Source organism: Allobosea sp. Root381 (assembly GCF_001429395.1).
In the GTDB taxonomy this organism is placed as follows: Bacteria; Pseudomonadota; Alphaproteobacteria; order Rhizobiales; family Beijerinckiaceae; genus Allobosea.
In genome coordinates this window covers 121,931-137,439 of sequence record NZ_LMJT01000007.1, presented here as the reverse complement: position 1 = coordinate 137,439, position 15,509 = coordinate 121,931, and the positions used below count along the sequence as shown (strand labels likewise).

Here is a 15,509-nt window from a genome sequence, read left to right as displayed (position 1 = left end):
TCGCCGCCGTCGATCACGTCGTTGCCCGGACCCGCGACGATGATGTCGTCGCCGCCGCCGGCCCGGATCACGTCGTCGCCGGCGCCGCCGACCAGGCGGTTGTCGCCGTCATCGCCGATCAGGATGTCGTTGCCGGCGCCGCCGATGACGTTCTCGATCGAGATGAGCTCGTCGTCGCCGGCCTCGTCGCCCGAGGCCGTGCCGGCCGACAGGTCGACGGTGACGCCGGCCGTGTCGTCGGAATAATCGGCCGTATCGACGCCGTCGCCGCCATCGAGCAGGTCGTCGCCGACGCCACCCTTGAGCACGTCGTCGCCCGCGCCGCCGAACAGCKCGTCGTCACCGGCACCGCCCTCGAGCAGGTCGTCGCCGGCCTCGCCGTGGAGCTCGTCGTCGCCKTCGCCGCCCTCGACAATGTCGTTGCCGGCCCCCGCCAGCACGARATCGTCGCCATCGCCGGCGAGGATCACGTCGTCGCCGGCCGTGCCGGCGATCTCGTTGTCGCCGGGTGTGCCGGCGATCGGCCCGCCCGGAGGCAGGACGCTCTCGCTGGAGAGGTCATAGACCAGCACGTTGTCGAAGGAGACGCCGGCGCTGTCCCAGGAGAACAGGCCGACCGTACCCTTGCTCTGCGCATGGTCCTCGATCGCATAGGCGAAGAGTGCCAGGCCGTTGACATAGGCCTGGATCTTGCCGTCCTTGACCTCGACGCGCAGGTCAAAGGCCTGGCCGGGGGTGTACTTGGCCGGATACTGGTTGAGGTATTTCTCGACGCCGTCCTTGACCTGGATGAGCTGGAACAGGCTACCAGCGCCGTTGCCGGGGCTGCGATCGTAGTCACCGTTCGCGTCGAGCTCGAGCTTGTAGTAGTTGTTCGCGTCCTGGTAGTAGAACAGCAGGCCTAGCGCGCCGTTGTCGGGCGACTTGATCGTCGCCTGCACCGCATAGTCGGTCCATTCCTTCGCCGCATCGTCGTTGTAGAGCGCGTAGGTGCCCTTGCGAAGCACGTTCACGCCGTCGCCGAGCGGGCTCCAGCCGGTCTTCCACGGGTCGGAGTTGGAGGCACCGCTCCAGGTCAGCTGCCGGCTCTTGAGATCCGAGAGCTGCACCAGGGCGCCGTCGCGCAGCTCCCACTGCGAAGCGGTCCCGTCCGGGCCGACGCCGCCCATCTCGCCCTCGTCGACGATCGTCCAGCCGGCGAAGTCGCCGCCGCCAAAACCTTCGGAGAGCAGCACGCGCTCCTTGGAAATCGCATCGATCGTGACCTTGTCGGTCGCGGTCTTGCCGCTGGCGTCGGTAACGGTCAGCGTCAGCACCTGCTTTACCGCGTCGAGTTCGACCTGCGCGGTCTCGCCTTGCGCGACAATGTTGCCCTCGGCGTCGGTCCAGACAAAGCTGACGATCTCGCCGAGGCCGTAGCTGCCCTTGCCGTCGAGTTCGAACAGGATGCGGCCATTGCCGTCGGCATCGACCGGGCGCAGGTCGTCGCCTGCATGGGCCGTCAGCGTCACCTTGTTGACGGTGACGTTGTCGAACTGCGAGCTGCGCTGGTTGTTGGAGTAGAGGCCGACCGTGCCGCCCATGAGCGGCGAGGCGACCGCGATTTCGCCGAACAGACTGGTGCCGTCGACGAAGACGCTGACGGTGTCGCCGACCACGACCACCTTGAGCTGGAAGTCGCGGCTCCAGGGCGTGCCGCCGGATTCGCGGGCGAGTACGGTCTCGACGCCGTCCTGGACCTTGATCAGCGAGCGGGTGTTGGTCTCGCCATCGAGGACGACGCGATAAAAGTTCGCCGCGTCCTTGTAGTAGAACACCACGCCGATGCCGTCATTGTCGGTGGCCTTCAGCGTCGCCTCGAACTCGTAATTCGACCAGGATTTCGCCGCGGTGTCGGCCCAGAGCAGCAGCTTGTTGGCGCCGTCCGTCTGCTCGTAGACGCGGCCCTCGAGCGCGTCCTGTTCCTCGGCAACGGTGTCGCGCGAGTTGGCAGTGCCCTTGACGATGAAGCCGCCGACGCTGGTGCCGACCTGGCCGGCGACGACCGAGGAGTTGCCCCACTCGTCCTCCATGCCGGGCTTGCTGAAGTCGATCTGCACCGAATAAGGGGTCGGTTGCGTATCGACGATGCCGCCGGCCTTGACGCCGCCCAGAGCCGCGATCTCGGCGTCGGTGTAGAGCTTGTCGGTGAAGAGATAGCTCGAGACGTAGAGATTGGCTGTCTCGCCGTCCTCGTCGGAGAACAGCAGCACGCCCTTGGCGAGATCGATCTGATAGCGGCTGGCGTCGACGTTCTGGGTGCCGACCTTCACGCCGTCGATATACTTGGACATCACGGCCGAACCGTCGGATGCGCTCTCGATCTTGACCACGACGCGCTGCCACTCGTCGAACTTGAAGGCGCCGGGATAGACGCCGCCGATGCCGATGCCGCCGGTACCGTTATTGTTGTTGCGGATGAAGAAATCGGCGTCGCTGCTGTTGGCGGTGTCGGTCTGGAACAGCGACACGAACCCGGTGACGCCGGCCGCCGGGACTAGGATGTCGAAGGCCATGGTATAGCTCGACACGACATAGACGCCGGTGGGCAGTGGCGAGGACGGCGTCAGGGTCAGTGCCTGTGTGGCCGCCAGCTTCGGAACGAAGGTCACGCCATCGTTCCCGGAGCCGTTCTCGCCGCCGGTCGCCGGAACCGGCAGGGCCGGGATCGCGAAGTCCTGCTGCGAGTCGTAGCTCACGGCCTGGCCGCCCTCGATCGTCAGGTTACCCTGGCCGAAAGTCGGCGCGGCAATGCCGGCATCGAACTCGAACTGGACGGAGTTCTGGCTCGGTGCCGTCGCGACGATGCCGCCGGCCTTGGCGCCGCCCAGCTCGGCGATCTCGGCGGCAGTGAAGACCTTGTCGGTCACCAGCGCGCTGGAGATGTAGGCATTGCTGGTCTCGCCGTCGTTATCGGCCAGCAGCTTGAGGCCCTTGACCGGGTCGAGCTGGTAGCGGGCAGCGGCGTTGCCGGCGACCGTCTGGTTGCCGGCAAGCACGCCGTCGATGTACTTCCCGATCACGACCGAGCCATCCTCGTTCTGCGAGAAGGTGATGGCGACGCGATGCCAGGCATCGAAGCTGAAGCTGCCGGTGTAGCTCTGGAGGGTGCCGATCCCAGCCGTCTGGCCGCTCTTGCGCAGGAACATCTCGGCGTCGGCAACGGTTGCGCCTCCGTCGATTTGAAGCAGGCCGGTATAGTTGCTGGAGCCGGCGAGCGGCACATAGAGGTCGAACACGACCGAATAGGAGCCGAAGGTCGTCTTGCCTTCAGGGAGCTGGAAGGTAGGGGCGATCTTCAGGCCCTGGCTCGCATTCGCCTTCGGTACGAAGGCATAGTCGTCGGTCACGGGCTCGACCGGAGCGGTGTCTAACGGCAGGCCGGGAATGCCGTAGCTGGCGGCCGTGCCGGTGGTCACGCTCAGGAGCTGGCCCTCGATGCCCCAGCCGGCGGCGTCGCCGTCGTTGAAGTTGTCGACGAGGAGGGTGCTCTCGTTCGAGACGACGATGCGGACCTCGTCGGTCGAGACCCGTCCGGCGCTGTCGCTTACCGTTAGCGTCAGTTGATACTGGCCGGCGTCGAGCTGCAGTGTCGGCGTTGCGCCTTCGGCGACGACGTTGCCGTCGCGGTCGGTCCAGACATAGGACAGGCTGGCATCGTTGTTCGGGTTGAGGGTCCAGTCGCCATCGAGGGTGACGGAGGCCTTGTCCTGCCCAGACTCGGCGGTCACGAACTGGTCGTTGCCGGCCTTGGCGATCGCCGGCACGTCGGGCGTGCCCATGTCGATGTCGGAGAAGGTCTCCTCATGGCCGCGATACTCGCCGGTCAGGCCGTCGCGATCGAGTTCGCCGTCGCCGCGCGGCGTATCGAGATAGTCGTCGAGCTCGGTGAAGTAGGTCGAGGTGTAGACGGCGTTGTTGTCGGGATCGATCGTCAGCAGGCGGATCGCGCCGTTGCCGCCATTGCTGCCGGAGCCGGCACCCGCATCGCTGGTGATCTCTCTCGCGACGCCGTTCTGGTAGTTCACCAGCATCTGGTGGACCGGGTTGCCGAACTGGTCATAGCTCACCAGCGTCTCGGCGCCGTCGCCGAAGATGTGGCCCGAGAAGGTGAAGGTCACATTCGGGTACTTCTGGATCAGCTCGCGATACATGGTCTCGCCGTCATTGGCGCCATGCACGCTGTTGCCGATGCCGTAGTCGTAGCCAGTGCCCTCGTCATAGAGCGGCGCGCCGGTGGCGTCGTGGCGGCCGGCCCAGGTCATGTAGGAGTGGTTGGCCAAGATGACGCGGTGGTCGAGATGGCCCTCGATGACTTCGCCGGCCCAACGCAGCACGTCGTCGCGCGGCCCGAATTCGAGGCTCAGCACCAGCCATTTGGTGCCGTCCGGCGCGGTGAAGGTGTGGTAGTTGTTGGCGCTGCGGTTCGGCTCCATGTCATAGACGCCGCCGAAGGTGCCGGGATTGGTCGCCGCCTGCTTATCCGGGGAGAAACGGATGTCGAGCGGGTTAGTCGAGTGGTTGGCGGCGTTGCCGGTGTTCTGGTCGTGGTTGCCGGGCAGCAACGAATAGGGGATCTTGCCGTCGAGGATGCGCAGCGCCTCTTCGGCGAAGGGCCAGTGGCTGGCGTCGCTGTTGTTGGTGGTGATGTCGCCGACATGGATGACGAACTGCAGCTCGAGGCTGTCCTTGTTGTCCACCAGCCAGCTGGTCATGTTCTTGAAGATGTCGACGCGGGCAGCGTTGGTGTAGTCCTGCGTGTCGGGCAGGACCGCGATGGTATAGGCGTTTTCGCCGGCGACGCGGACGCGGACATTGTCGGTGACGCTCTGGCCGTTGGCGTCGGTCGCCGTGATCACGAGATCGGTGTAGCCGAGCGCATCGGTGTAATCGATGACGAGCTTGCCGTCCTCGATCGCGACGGCGGCGATGCTCGGGTTGCTGCTGGCCACGGAATAGGTGAGCCCGGTGCCGGAGAAGACCGTGCCGAGGTCGATCACGCGGTCTTCCGCGCCACGCTTCGCAATATAGTCGAGAATGGAGTTGCTGATCGTCGTCATGGGGCTCGCCTGTGCTTGGGCCGAGACATCGGCATGTTCGATCGCGGAGCGGCCGAACGTGGTGAAACTTCGGTGAAGACGGGTAGGAACCCGATGTGACGGATCGTTGAAATCGCGCCGGCAGGAGCCATCGAAAGTTCCGATACCCCGCATCGGATTGTCGCGAATTGCTGTGCCGGCAAATCGACCTGCGGCGCTGTCACAAATCCGCATTGAGCCCTCGCTAGAGGTCCGGGCTCAACGGCGTGAGTTGAGAGCATGGCATCGGTCACGCAGCTTCGGGCCTTCCATTTCGTCGCGACGGCAGGAGGATATTCCCAGGCCGCTCGCGAGATGTCGGTCAGCCAGTCGACGCTGTCGGGCCAGGTCCGCCAGCTCGAGGCTATCTCGGGCGTCGTGCTGTTCGAGCGCGGCCCGCGCGGCGCGACGCTGACGGCGGATGGCGAGGCGCTGTTCCTGGTCACCGCGCGCCTGTTCACGGCGCTCTCGGAAGCAGGGCGCATGCTCAAGAGCCGCAAGGCCGAGGGCGGCCGGTTGCGCCTCGCCTCGGACGGAACGGTGCATTCGCTGCCTATCCTCGGCGCGCTGCGCCGGCGGCGGCCCAAGCTGGTGTTCTCGATCCAGTTGCAGAACTCCGACAGCGTGATCGAGCAAATCGTCCAGTACCGGGCGGATGTCGGCATCACCGCGCAGATGCCCCGGGACAGCCGCTTCCACGTCCAGCCCCTGACCAGCATGAAGGTCGGCATCTTCCTTCCGAAGGATCATCCGTGGGCGCAGCGGCGCTCGGTGACGGTGCGTGAACTGCAGGGGCTGCCCTTCGTGCTGCGCGAGCGCGGCTCCCGGACGCGCGAGGTCTTCGAACAGAACCTGGCCGCCAATGGCGTTACGCTGGGGGAGGTCATCGAGGTCTCGACGCGGGACGGCGTCCGCGAGACCGTTGCCGCCGGCTTCGGCCTCGGCGTGATCGCCGATCTCGAATTCGGCTTCGATTCCCGGCTGCGCTACCTGCCGCTTCAGGACGCCCGCATCGCCATCAACGAGTATGTCATCTGCCTCGGCGAAAGACGACGCACGCCGATGATCGCCGACTTCCTGCTCTGCGCCGCCGACGCGTTCCAGCCCGCCGAGGCCGGCCGTTCAGGACCGGAGGCGGCCTGAACGGCGCGGCGCTCTCCAGGCGCTCGATGCCTCAGCGACGGCTGATCGCGATCTCCGCCGCGCTTGCCACGTCGATATCGACGATCGCGATGTCCTGCCGGTCGATCGCGGGCAGGTTGCGGCATTTGGCCGGGCGATGCACGAAGACGAGGCTCGCCAGCGCCGGATGGTCCGCCAGCCGCGAATGAGCCAGCGCCGGCTCCATCGCTCCGGGAAGAACGAGATGGACGTCGCGGCCGCCCTCCAGACAGGCCTGCAGATCGCCGAGGCTGAACAGGCCGAGTGGCAGCAACTCCACACCGGCCAGCAGCGCCATGGCAGGGCCGCTCGCCAGCGCCGCAAGGTCGCCGCTCACCAGCGCAGTCACGATGCGGGAAGACGCAGTCGGTTTGAGCAGGCGCGAGATCTCGAGCGCCTTGCCGAGTACCTCGCGCTCGGAAACGGGAAACGGGCCGTCGAGCGTCACCGCATCGACCACCTGAATCGAAATGCGCTGCTTCGTCTCCGTCAGGGGATGCAGGGTGGCGCTCGCCATCAGCAGGTCGACCGGCGCGATGCCGTCGGGAACCTGCGCACCGAACCCGCCGACGAAACGGGTGCCGAAGGCGCGCACGGCCAACTCCCGCAGCATCAGGAGCGGCCGCATCGTGCCGACACGGCCGACGCCGACCGCCATCACCGCATCCGCCGCCTCGATCAGCCGCAGAAGTTCGAGCTCGTTGCCGTGCAGGGGCAGGAGCAGCGGCGAGAGCCCCGCCCGCAAGGCGGCAAGGACGGAGACGACCGCCTCCGGGCCGAGCGGGGCCAGGATCGCGACGCAGGCGCCGGGCTGGGCCCGGTTGATCGAGAGCAGCCGGGCGAGCTGATCGACCCTGGTATCGAGCTGCCCGAAGCTCAGGGAGCCCGGAATGACATCGCTCCAGCCCTGCCGCCCCGGCGGATCGCGAAGTGCCGTATCGTAACCGCGACTATCCGCAAGTGCCTGCAACAGCGTATCGAAATGCAGGCCATCGAGCAGGGCGGCGGCTTCGTCCTGTTCGGCCCGCATCGATGAGCACCTTCAGTTGGCGGGGGCCGGGGGCGCCGGGAGGCGCGCCAGCACTTCTTGGGAGTAGAAATAGGTCGGTTTGCGCGCCGGTAGGACGACGTCGCGGCCATGCGCCAGCCAGGTGTCGGGCAGATAGTAGAGCGGAACCACATAGAAGCCCGAGAGCAGGAGCCGGTCGAGCGTCCGCACGGCGGCCACGAAATCCTCGCGCTCGCGGGCGCCTAGCAGGGCCCGCAGCGTCGCATCGACCGCAGGCGATGCGACGCCGGCATAGTTCAGCGCCCCCTTGCGCCCCGCATTGGCGGAGCCCCAGCGCCCGATCTGCTCGTTGCCCGGAGAGGCGGAGGCCGGCCAGGTCCACTGGATCATGTCGAAATCGAAGGCGGAGAGCCGGCGCCAGTACTGCACGTCGTCGATCAGCCGGACCGAGACCTGGATGCCGAGGCGCTGGAGAGACTGGGCGTAGTTGAGGGCAAGCCGCTCCTGCGGGCGGCTGGTTACGGTGATCTCGAAGGCGAGCGGATCGCCGCCCTTCATACTGCGGAGCACGCCATCCACCATGCCGTAGCCGGCCCGGTTGAGCAGATCGAGCGCGCGTCGCGCCTGGTCGCGGTCGCGGCCGGAACCGTCCGTCGACGAGGGCGCCCATGTGCCCGCCAGGATATCCTCGCGTACGGCGCCGGGGAAACCCGCCAGCAGCGCCTTCTCGCGCGCATCCGCCGGCACGCCGAGCGCCGAGAGATCCGAATCCGAGAAGAAGCTGCCCGCCCGTCGATAGACGCCGTGGAACAGGTTGCGGTTGACCCACTCGAAATCGAACATGATGCCGAGCGCCTCGCGCACGCGCACATCAGCGAAGATCGGGCGGCGCGTGTTGAAGACCAGCCCGGTCATGCCCTTGGGCGTGTCGAAATGGAGTGTCTCGCGCAGGATTCGCCCGTCGCGCACCGCCGGCACATCGTAGCCGGTCATCCAGCGTGTCGGGTCGCCCTCGAGCCTGACGTCATAGAGCCCGGCCTTGAAGGCCTCGAACAGCGCATTGGCGTCGCGGTAGAAATCGTAGCGGATCTCGTCGGCATTGAAGAGGCCGCGCGTCAGCGGGTGATCCTTGGCCCAGAAATCGGCGCGCCGCTTCAGCGTCAGGCTGGAACCCGGCGACACCTCGCTGACCACATAGGGACCCGACCCCAGAGCCGCCTTGAAGCTGGTCTCCCCGAAGGTCTCGGGGTCGGTGGCGTGCTTGGCGAAGATCGGCATCGCGCCGATCACCAGCGGCAGTTCGCGGTTCGAGCCGTCGCCAAGCTCGAACTCGACGCGGCGCGGGGAGGGCGCCTCGGCCTTGGTCACACGCCCGAGGCTGGAGCGGTGGAAGGGCTTGCCCTTGGTCTTCAGCATCTCGAAGGTGAAGAGCACGTCCTCGGCCGTTACCGGCGTGCCGTCCGAAAAGGTGGCACGCTCGTCGATCTCGAAGGCCAGCCGCGTCCGCTCGTCGTTGAGTTCGACGCGGGAGGCGAGCAGCCCGTAGGAGGTGAAGGGCTCGTCGGCAGAGCGGAACAGCAGGCTCTGCTGGACATAGCGCGGCACGGCATCCGGCGCGACGCCGAGCACCACCAGCGGATTCAGGCTGTCGAATGTGCCCTGCATGCCGATCCCGATGCGCCCGCCCTTGGCCGCATCGGGATCGGCATAGGGCAGATGCGTGAAGCCGCGGGGCAGGGCGGGCTTGCCATGCATGGCGATGGCATGGTCGGTGACCGCCGTATCCGGCTTCGGCGAATCGGCGTGCGTAGGCAGGCCCATCGCGAGGATAAGCGCCGATATCGCAAAGATCGTCCCGGCCGCGGCGCGTGACGCCGCCCTGGCCGCTTGAAGCACATGCATCGTTCAACCTGATTCTCGGCGGCCAGAATAACATGCCGGAGCGACCGTCGCGCAGCTAATCGGGCTGGAATCCCGTAACGGAACTCGCTAAAGCCGAGCCAAGGTGTCATTCAAACGCCTCAATCGACGCTGATGTGCACGGCTTGCGATGGCCGGCGCTGATATGCGATGGGGCTGTCGGTGGTGACGCGCGCGGCTTGCGAAGTCGTGATCCCGAATTCGCCTGATAAGGAAAGATCAATGTCCGCTTCGTTTCGCCTGTCCACACGTGCCCTGAGCATTGCCCTCAGCGCGGCGATCGGCCTAGCCCCGATGGCGTCTTTCGCGCAGCAGCCGCAGCAGCGCCCAGCGGCGCCGCGGGGCGCTCAGCCCGCCGCCCCCGCACAGGCGCCCGCCGGCCAGGCCGGGACCGGCCCGACCGTCGTCCAGGTCAAGCCCGAGCCTTCCCAGACCTCCTGGACCAAGGTCTGCGGCAAGGACGAGGCCGCCAAAAAGGAAATCTGCTATACCACGCGCGATTTCGTCTCGGATCAGGGCCAGCCCGTGCTCGCGGTAGCGATCTATGACGTCAAGGGCGACGCCAACAAGATCGTGCGCTTCCTGATGCCGCTCGGGCTGCTGCTGCAGCCGGGCATCCGCTTCGGCGTCGATACCGCACAGCCGACCTCCGGCCGCTTCGCGATCTGCTTCCCGAACGGCTGCTTTGCCGAGGCGCAGGTCAAGGAGGACTTCATCAACGCGATGAAGAAGGGCACCACGCTGAGCGTCAGTGTCCAGAACCAGGGCGGCCGCGAGGTCTCCTTCGCCATCCCGATGGCCGACTTCGCCAAGGGTTTCGACGGCCCCGCGATCGATCCGAAGGTTCTCGAAGATCAGCAGAAGCAGCTTCAGGACGAGCTTGCCAAGCGCCAGGAAGAGCTGCGCCAGCGCCTTGGCGGTGGCGGTGCCAACGCCGCTCCGGGTGCGCCGGCACTGCCGAACGGTGCGGCTCCTGCGCCGGGCGCCGCTCCCACCATTCCGCCCAAGCCCTGATCGGGCGCCCGCGCAAAAAATCAGGCCGCCCGAAAGGGCGGCCTTTTTGTTTTCGCGATGCAGCCGCTGGCGGTAGGGCGTCCGGCCGGCCGGATCAGTTCAGGCCGGTGCGGTCGATCGTGTAGCGGCCCTTGCGGTCGCGCCGGAAGAACTCCTTCGCCTGCGGATGCCGGACCGGCCGGCCGGACTCGTCGACGACAAGGTTCTGCTCCGAGACATAGGCGACGTATTCCGTCTCATCGTTCTCGGCGAAGAGGTGATAGAAGGGCTGGTCCTTCGATGGGCGCAGATGCTCGGGGATCGCGAGCCACCACTCCTCCGTATTGGCGAAGACCGGATCGACGTCGAAGATCACGCCCCGGAACGGGTAGACGCGGTGTTTGACGACCTGCCCGATCCTGAATTTGGCGGAACGTGCTTCCATGAGTGCGTGGTCCGTGTCCTGGATGTTGGTTTGCAAGGGAGGATGATGCCCCGCGCTTGCGTGACAATTGCGTCGCAAATGCGTCGAGTGCAACCATCCGGGGCTCACGGCCGATCACATCCCGTAGCGCTCCGCCAGATCCGGATCACGGGCTGCGACCTGCCGTGCCAAGTCGATGATGACCTTGGCCTGCTTCCACGTGGCGTCGTCCTGCATCTTGCCGTCGATCATCACGGCGCCCGATCCGTCGGGCATCGCCTCGAGGATGCGCTTTGCGAAGGTGACTTCGGCGGGGTCGGGGCTGAACACCCGCTTGGCGATGCCGATCTGCGAAGGATGCAGCGTCCAGGCGCCGGCGCAGCCCAGGAGGAAGGCGTTGCGGAACTGAGCCTCGCAGGCATCGCCGTCCGAGAAGTCTCCGAAGGGGCCATAGAAGGGTTTGATGCCCGCCGCTGCGCAGGCATCGACCATTTTCGCCAGCGTGTAGTGCCAGAGGTCCTGCTGGGCGACAGCACGCGCTGTGCCGTCGGAAGAGGGATCGGCGATGACCTTGTATTCGGGGTGTCCGCCGCCGACGCGCGTCGTCTTCATCGCGCGCGACGCGGCAAGATCGGCGGGCCCCAGGCTCATCCCGTGCATGCGCGGCGAGGCGGTGGCGATCGTCTCGACGTTCTTCACGCCCTCCGCCGTTTCGAGGATCGCATGGATCAGGATCGGCTTGCGCAGCTGGTGCCGCGCCTCGAACTGCGCCAGCAGCTGGTCGATATAATGAATGTCCCAGGGCCCCTCGACCTTCGGCACCATGACCACGTCGAGCTTGTCGCCGATTTCGGCCATGATCGCGGTGATGTCGTCGAGGAACCAGGGGGAGTTCAGCGCATTCACGCGCGCCCACAGGCCCGTCCTGCCGAAATCGACCGCCTTGCCCATGGCGATGAAGCCGTCGCGGGCCGCCTGCTTGGCCTCCACCGGAATGGCGTCCTCGAGATTGCCGAGCACGATGTCGACCTGGCCGGCGAGGTCGCCGACCTTGGCGCGCACCTTCTCCAGATGCGGCGGCACGAAATGGATCATCCGCTCCAGCTTCAGCGGCAGCTCGCGAAAGGGTTCCGGCGCGCCGATCGCAAGGGGGCGGAAGAACTGCCGCGGCGTCTTGGCGGTCATGCAGGGAACTCCATGCTGCGTTGCGACAATTCTGGCCGAGCCCTCCTGCGGCGTCCATCGTTCATTCGGTGGGTGGGGAGCGAAATGGGAATTATTGCCTGGGATAATATTCCGGGTATTTATTCCTAATTGTTGTGTTGGCTCTTCGCTCACTGCCTGCCGCCATGGCGCGGATGCGCCTTGTGTACCCGAGGCCACGGGTTAAACAGCGGCATCGCCAGCCGATCCGGCCCGGATCGGCGCCATTGCCGAGACCGTCCCGCGTATGGCCGACCTTGCGAACATCGCCAATCTCGTCGCGCCCTTCTTCGGCCTGATCCTGCTTGGCTACGCGATCGGGCGCTACAAGCGCCTGCCGGCCGAGGGGCTGGCCTGGCTGCAGTTCTTCCTGATCTACGTGGCGCTGCCGCCGCTGTTCTACCGGTTGATCGCCGACAAGCCGGTGACCGAGCTTGCCAATGGCCGCTTCATCCTCGCGACCACTTTCTCGACCTTCCTGGTCTTCGCATTGTCTTTGGCGATCGGCCTGCGCGCGACACGCGGCGACCTGCCGCAGGCGGTGATGCAGGGGGTTGCCGGCTCCTATTCGAACATCGGCTATATGGGGCCGCCACTGCTGCTGGCCGCGCTCGGCCCCGCCGCCAGCGCGCCCCTCGTGCTGATCTTCGTCTTCGACAGCGTGCTGCTGTTCTCGCTCGTGCCGTTCCTGATGGCGTTGGCGGGCGTCGAGAAGAAGAGCCCGCTCGCGACCGTGCGCCGGGTCGCCTGGCAGGTTGCGACGCACCCTTTCAACGTCGCGACGCTGCTCGGCGTGCTCGCCTCGGCGACGCATTTCGAACTGCCTTCGGCGCTCGACAAGATGACGCTGTGGCTGTCCCAGGCAGCGGCACCCTGTGCGCTGTTCCTGCTCGGCGTCACCGTCGCGCTGAGGCCGATGAAGCGGCTGCCGGCCGAGGTGCCCGCCCTCGTGGCGATCAAGCTCGTGCTGCATCCGCTGCTGGTCTGGGTGGTGCTGTCGGCCATCGGGGATTTTCCCGACATCTGGATCTTCACCGCCGTCATCATGGCGGCGCTGCCGCCCGCGCTCAACATCTTCGTGATCTCGACGCAGTATCGCGTCGGCATCGAGCGCGCCTCTGCCTGCATCCTGATCGGGACCATTGCCTCGATCGTGACGCTGACGGGCTTCCTGTGGCTGGTGAAGACGGGCAGGATGGCGGCCGATCTCTTTCCCTGACCGCCGGCACGCCGGCACCATGCCGGGATGCCGATGCTGCCGCTTGACGACCTCACGGTTCTCGATTTCTCAACCCTCCTGCCGGGTCCGCTCGCCAGCCTTTTCCTGGCAGAGGCCGGCGCCCGCGTGATCAAGATCGAGCGGCCGGGTGGCGAGGAGATGCGTCGCTTTCCGCCCCGCTTCGGCGAAACCTCGGCCCCCTATGCCGCGCTGAACCGTGGCAAGGCCAGCGTCGAGATCGACCTCAAGGCACCGGATGCACTGGCGCGGCTCACGCCACTGATCGAGACGGCCGACATCCTGATCGAACAATTTCGGCCGGGCGTGATGGAGCGGCTCGGCTTTGGTTTCGAGGCGCTGTCGCTGATCAATCCGCGGCTGATCTATTGCTCGATCAGCGGTTATGGTCAGTCCGGACCGCGTGCCGGCGAGGCCGGGCATGACATCAATTACCAGGCAATCGGCGGGTTGCTCGGCCAGTCGCTGAAGTGCGGCGCTCCACCCCCGCTGCCGCCGCCGCTCGTGGCCGACATCGCGGGCGGTACGATGCCGGCGGTGCTCAACATCCTTCTGGCACTGCGCCAGCGCGAGCGTAACGGGCAGGGCTTTCATCTCGACATCGCGATGGCCGATGCGATGCCGACTTTCGCTTGGTATGGGTTGGCGCGGGGCCAGGTCACGGGCCGCTATCCCGAAGGCGGGGAGGGCCTCCTGACGGGTGCGAGCCCCCGCTACGGCCTCTACGCGACGGCCGATGGCTGGTTCCTTGCCGTCGGCGCGCTGGAGCCGAAGTTCTGGGAAATTTTTTGCGACGCGATCGCATTGGAGCCCCCGCTTCGCGACGACAGCCACGATCCCGAAGCGACGCGCTCAGCGATTGCAGACATCGTTGCGAGTGAGCCGGCCGCCCATTGGCGCGAGCATCTCGAGCCGCGCGATTGCTGCTGCACGGTCGTCCGCACGCTGCAGGAAGCGCTGGCCGATCCACACCTCACCGCGCGCGGTCTTTTCGACGCCCAGGCCGAGGAGCCGGGCGGGCGCCGGCTGGTTTCGACCCCGCTGCCGCTTGCTCCGGTGTTTCGCGACAAGGCGCTGCGGCTGCGGAAAGTCGCGGCCAGCGGTGCTGATACGGAGCGAGAACTGAGCAGCGAGAGCTGATCTCGCCCCCTTCGCGGCCTTCGTCTCAGCCGCGCATCCCGCCCGCGAGGCCCTGGCGCATGACGAGGCGCCGCAACGGTCCGAGCCGCGAAAGCGCAAACAGCCCTGCGCCGCGCAGCAGGTCGGCCGGCAGCATATCCGTGAGCAGGGTCCGGTTCAACGCATCGACCGCACCGGTGCGCAGGCGCACATCGGCCCTCCGAGACCGGTCATAAGCCTCGACCGCAGAGGCCGTGCCGGGGTCTGAGTGGTCCGCGAGCGCATCGTGCAGCGCCATCACGTCGCGCAGCCCGAGGTTCAGGCCCTGCGCCCCGATCGGCGGGAAGACATGCGCCGCCTCGCCGACCAGCGCCATGCGCCCGGCGCCGAAGCGCTCCACGGAGAGCCCGCCCATCGGAACCCGCCCGCGCGGCCCGTCGAGCCGCATCGCGCCGAGCAGCGAATGCGCCTGGGTCTCGACGCGGCGCGCGAAGGCAGCGTCGTCCAGCGCCGCGACGGCATCGGCATCGGCCGGGTCGAGCAGCCAGACCAGCGAGGAGCGCCGGCCGGGCAGGGGGACCAGCGTGAACGGCCCCTTGCGGGTATGGAACTCCGTCGAGGTCTCGCGATGGTCTCTGCTGTGCGCGAGAATCGCGGTCAGCGCGGTCTGCGGATAGCGCCAGTCCCGTGCCGCGATTCCGGCGGCGGCGCGCACGCGCGACTGCCGGCCGTCGGCGCCGATCACGAGCCGCGCCCGAACAGGCGGCAGGCCTTCGCCGGACAGCGTCACGCCCGTCTCGTCGGCTGCGATCTCGGCGACGAAACCGGGCATATGCCGGATCGCGGCGTTGTCCCGAAGCCTCTCCGTGAGGGTCTCGACGAGCTCGGCGTTCTCGACATTCCAACCGAAGGCATCGAGGCCGACTTCGGAGGCGCGGAACTCGACGGGCGGCTGGCGAAACAGGCTGCCGGTGTCGTCGACGAGGCGCATCACCGCCAGCGGCGCGGTCCTGTCGGCAAGGGCCTCCGTCAGGCCGAGCTCGGCGAGAAGCCGCCAGGAGCCGTCGAGAAGTGCGACCGTGCGCCCGTCGCGCGGCGCGTGCATCGGGCCGATCACGGCGACGCTGCGCCCGGCCTTGGCGAGCGTCAGCGCGGCGGCGAGCCCGACGGCGCCGGCGCCGACGATGGCGATATCGACTTGGATTTCATCGCTTGGCTTCATGCCTCCTCGCTAGCCGAAGACGCCGACCTTGGCCACAGGCCGGAGCGCCGCAGAGGGGCGGGCCGAGTGGGCCGCCATCGCAGGGACGGGATGCCCTGGCTGCG

At 67.0% G+C, this 15,509-nt stretch carries 10 protein-coding genes; 4 read left to right on the top strand and 6 right to left on the bottom strand.

Going from position 1 to position 15,509, the window contains the following annotated elements; translation table 11 throughout:
- On the bottom strand, positions 1-5,099 hold a 5,099-nt coding region (locus ASE63_RS08795), incomplete at its 3' end, for a family 16 glycoside hydrolase (protein ID WP_056799693.1).
- Between the two features lie 258 nt (positions 5,100-5,357).
- Between ASE63_RS08795 and ASE63_RS08790 the strand changes: the two genes are divergently transcribed.
- Complete coding sequence (locus tag ASE63_RS08790) at positions 5,358-6,260, top strand: LysR family transcriptional regulator (RefSeq protein ID WP_056799691.1); 903 nt, start codon at positions 5,358-5,360, stop codon at positions 6,258-6,260.
- 31 nt (positions 6,261-6,291) lie between these two features.
- On the opposite strand, the gene ASE63_RS08785 is transcribed toward ASE63_RS08790, so the two are convergent.
- Both ASE63_RS08785 and ASE63_RS08780 read right to left on the bottom strand, forming a co-directional pair.
- On the bottom strand, positions 6,292-7,308 hold the full coding sequence (locus ASE63_RS08785; RefSeq protein ID WP_056799686.1) for an AMP-binding protein: 1,017 nt from the start codon (positions 7,306-7,308) through the stop codon (positions 6,292-6,294).
- A 12-nt stretch (positions 7,309-7,320) separates the two neighbouring features.
- The gene (locus ASE63_RS08780) at positions 7,321-9,189 is read right to left on the bottom strand and encodes an extracellular solute-binding protein (RefSeq protein ID WP_056799685.1); all 1,869 of its coding nucleotides are present in this window, start codon (positions 9,187-9,189) and stop codon (positions 7,321-7,323) included.
- A gap of 240 nt (positions 9,190-9,429) precedes the next feature.
- Between ASE63_RS08780 and ASE63_RS08775 the strand changes: the two genes are divergently transcribed.
- Positions 9,430-10,221 (top strand): invasion associated locus B family protein, encoded by a 792-nt coding sequence (locus ASE63_RS08775; protein ID WP_056799683.1) that lies wholly within the window; start codon positions 9,430-9,432, stop codon positions 10,219-10,221.
- A gap of 94 nt (positions 10,222-10,315) precedes the next feature.
- Here ASE63_RS08775 and hspQ read toward each other — a convergent pair whose 3' ends face one another.
- Positions 10,316-10,645 carry a heat shock protein HspQ gene (gene hspQ / locus ASE63_RS08770; protein WP_056799672.1) on the bottom strand — a complete coding sequence of 110 codons (330 nt, stop codon included), beginning with the start codon at positions 10,643-10,645 and terminating at the stop codon, positions 10,316-10,318.
- 114 nt (positions 10,646-10,759) lie between these two features.
- Complete coding sequence (locus tag ASE63_RS08765; RefSeq protein WP_056799658.1) at positions 10,760-11,809, bottom strand: CoA ester lyase; 1,050 nt, start codon at positions 11,807-11,809, stop codon at positions 10,760-10,762.
- A gap of 265 nt (positions 11,810-12,074) precedes the next feature.
- Between ASE63_RS08765 and ASE63_RS08760 the strand changes: the two genes are divergently transcribed.
- Together ASE63_RS08760 and ASE63_RS08755 are read left to right on the top strand one after the other, a co-directional pair.
- Entirely contained in the window at positions 12,075-13,046 is a 972-nt protein-coding gene (locus ASE63_RS08760) for an AEC family transporter (RefSeq protein WP_056799655.1), read from the top strand.
- 33 nt (positions 13,047-13,079) lie between these two features.
- Positions 13,080-14,204: a CaiB/BaiF CoA-transferase family protein gene (locus ASE63_RS08755; protein ID WP_056799743.1), complete on the top strand. Its 1,125-nt coding sequence runs from the start codon at positions 13,080-13,082 to the stop codon at positions 14,202-14,204.
- A gap of 25 nt (positions 14,205-14,229) precedes the next feature.
- Here ASE63_RS08755 and ASE63_RS08750 read toward each other — a convergent pair whose 3' ends face one another.
- Complete coding sequence (locus ASE63_RS08750; protein ID WP_056799650.1) at positions 14,230-15,405, bottom strand: UbiH/UbiF family hydroxylase; 1,176 nt, start codon at positions 15,403-15,405, stop codon at positions 14,230-14,232.
- Between the last annotated feature and the right edge of the window lie 104 nt (positions 15,406-15,509).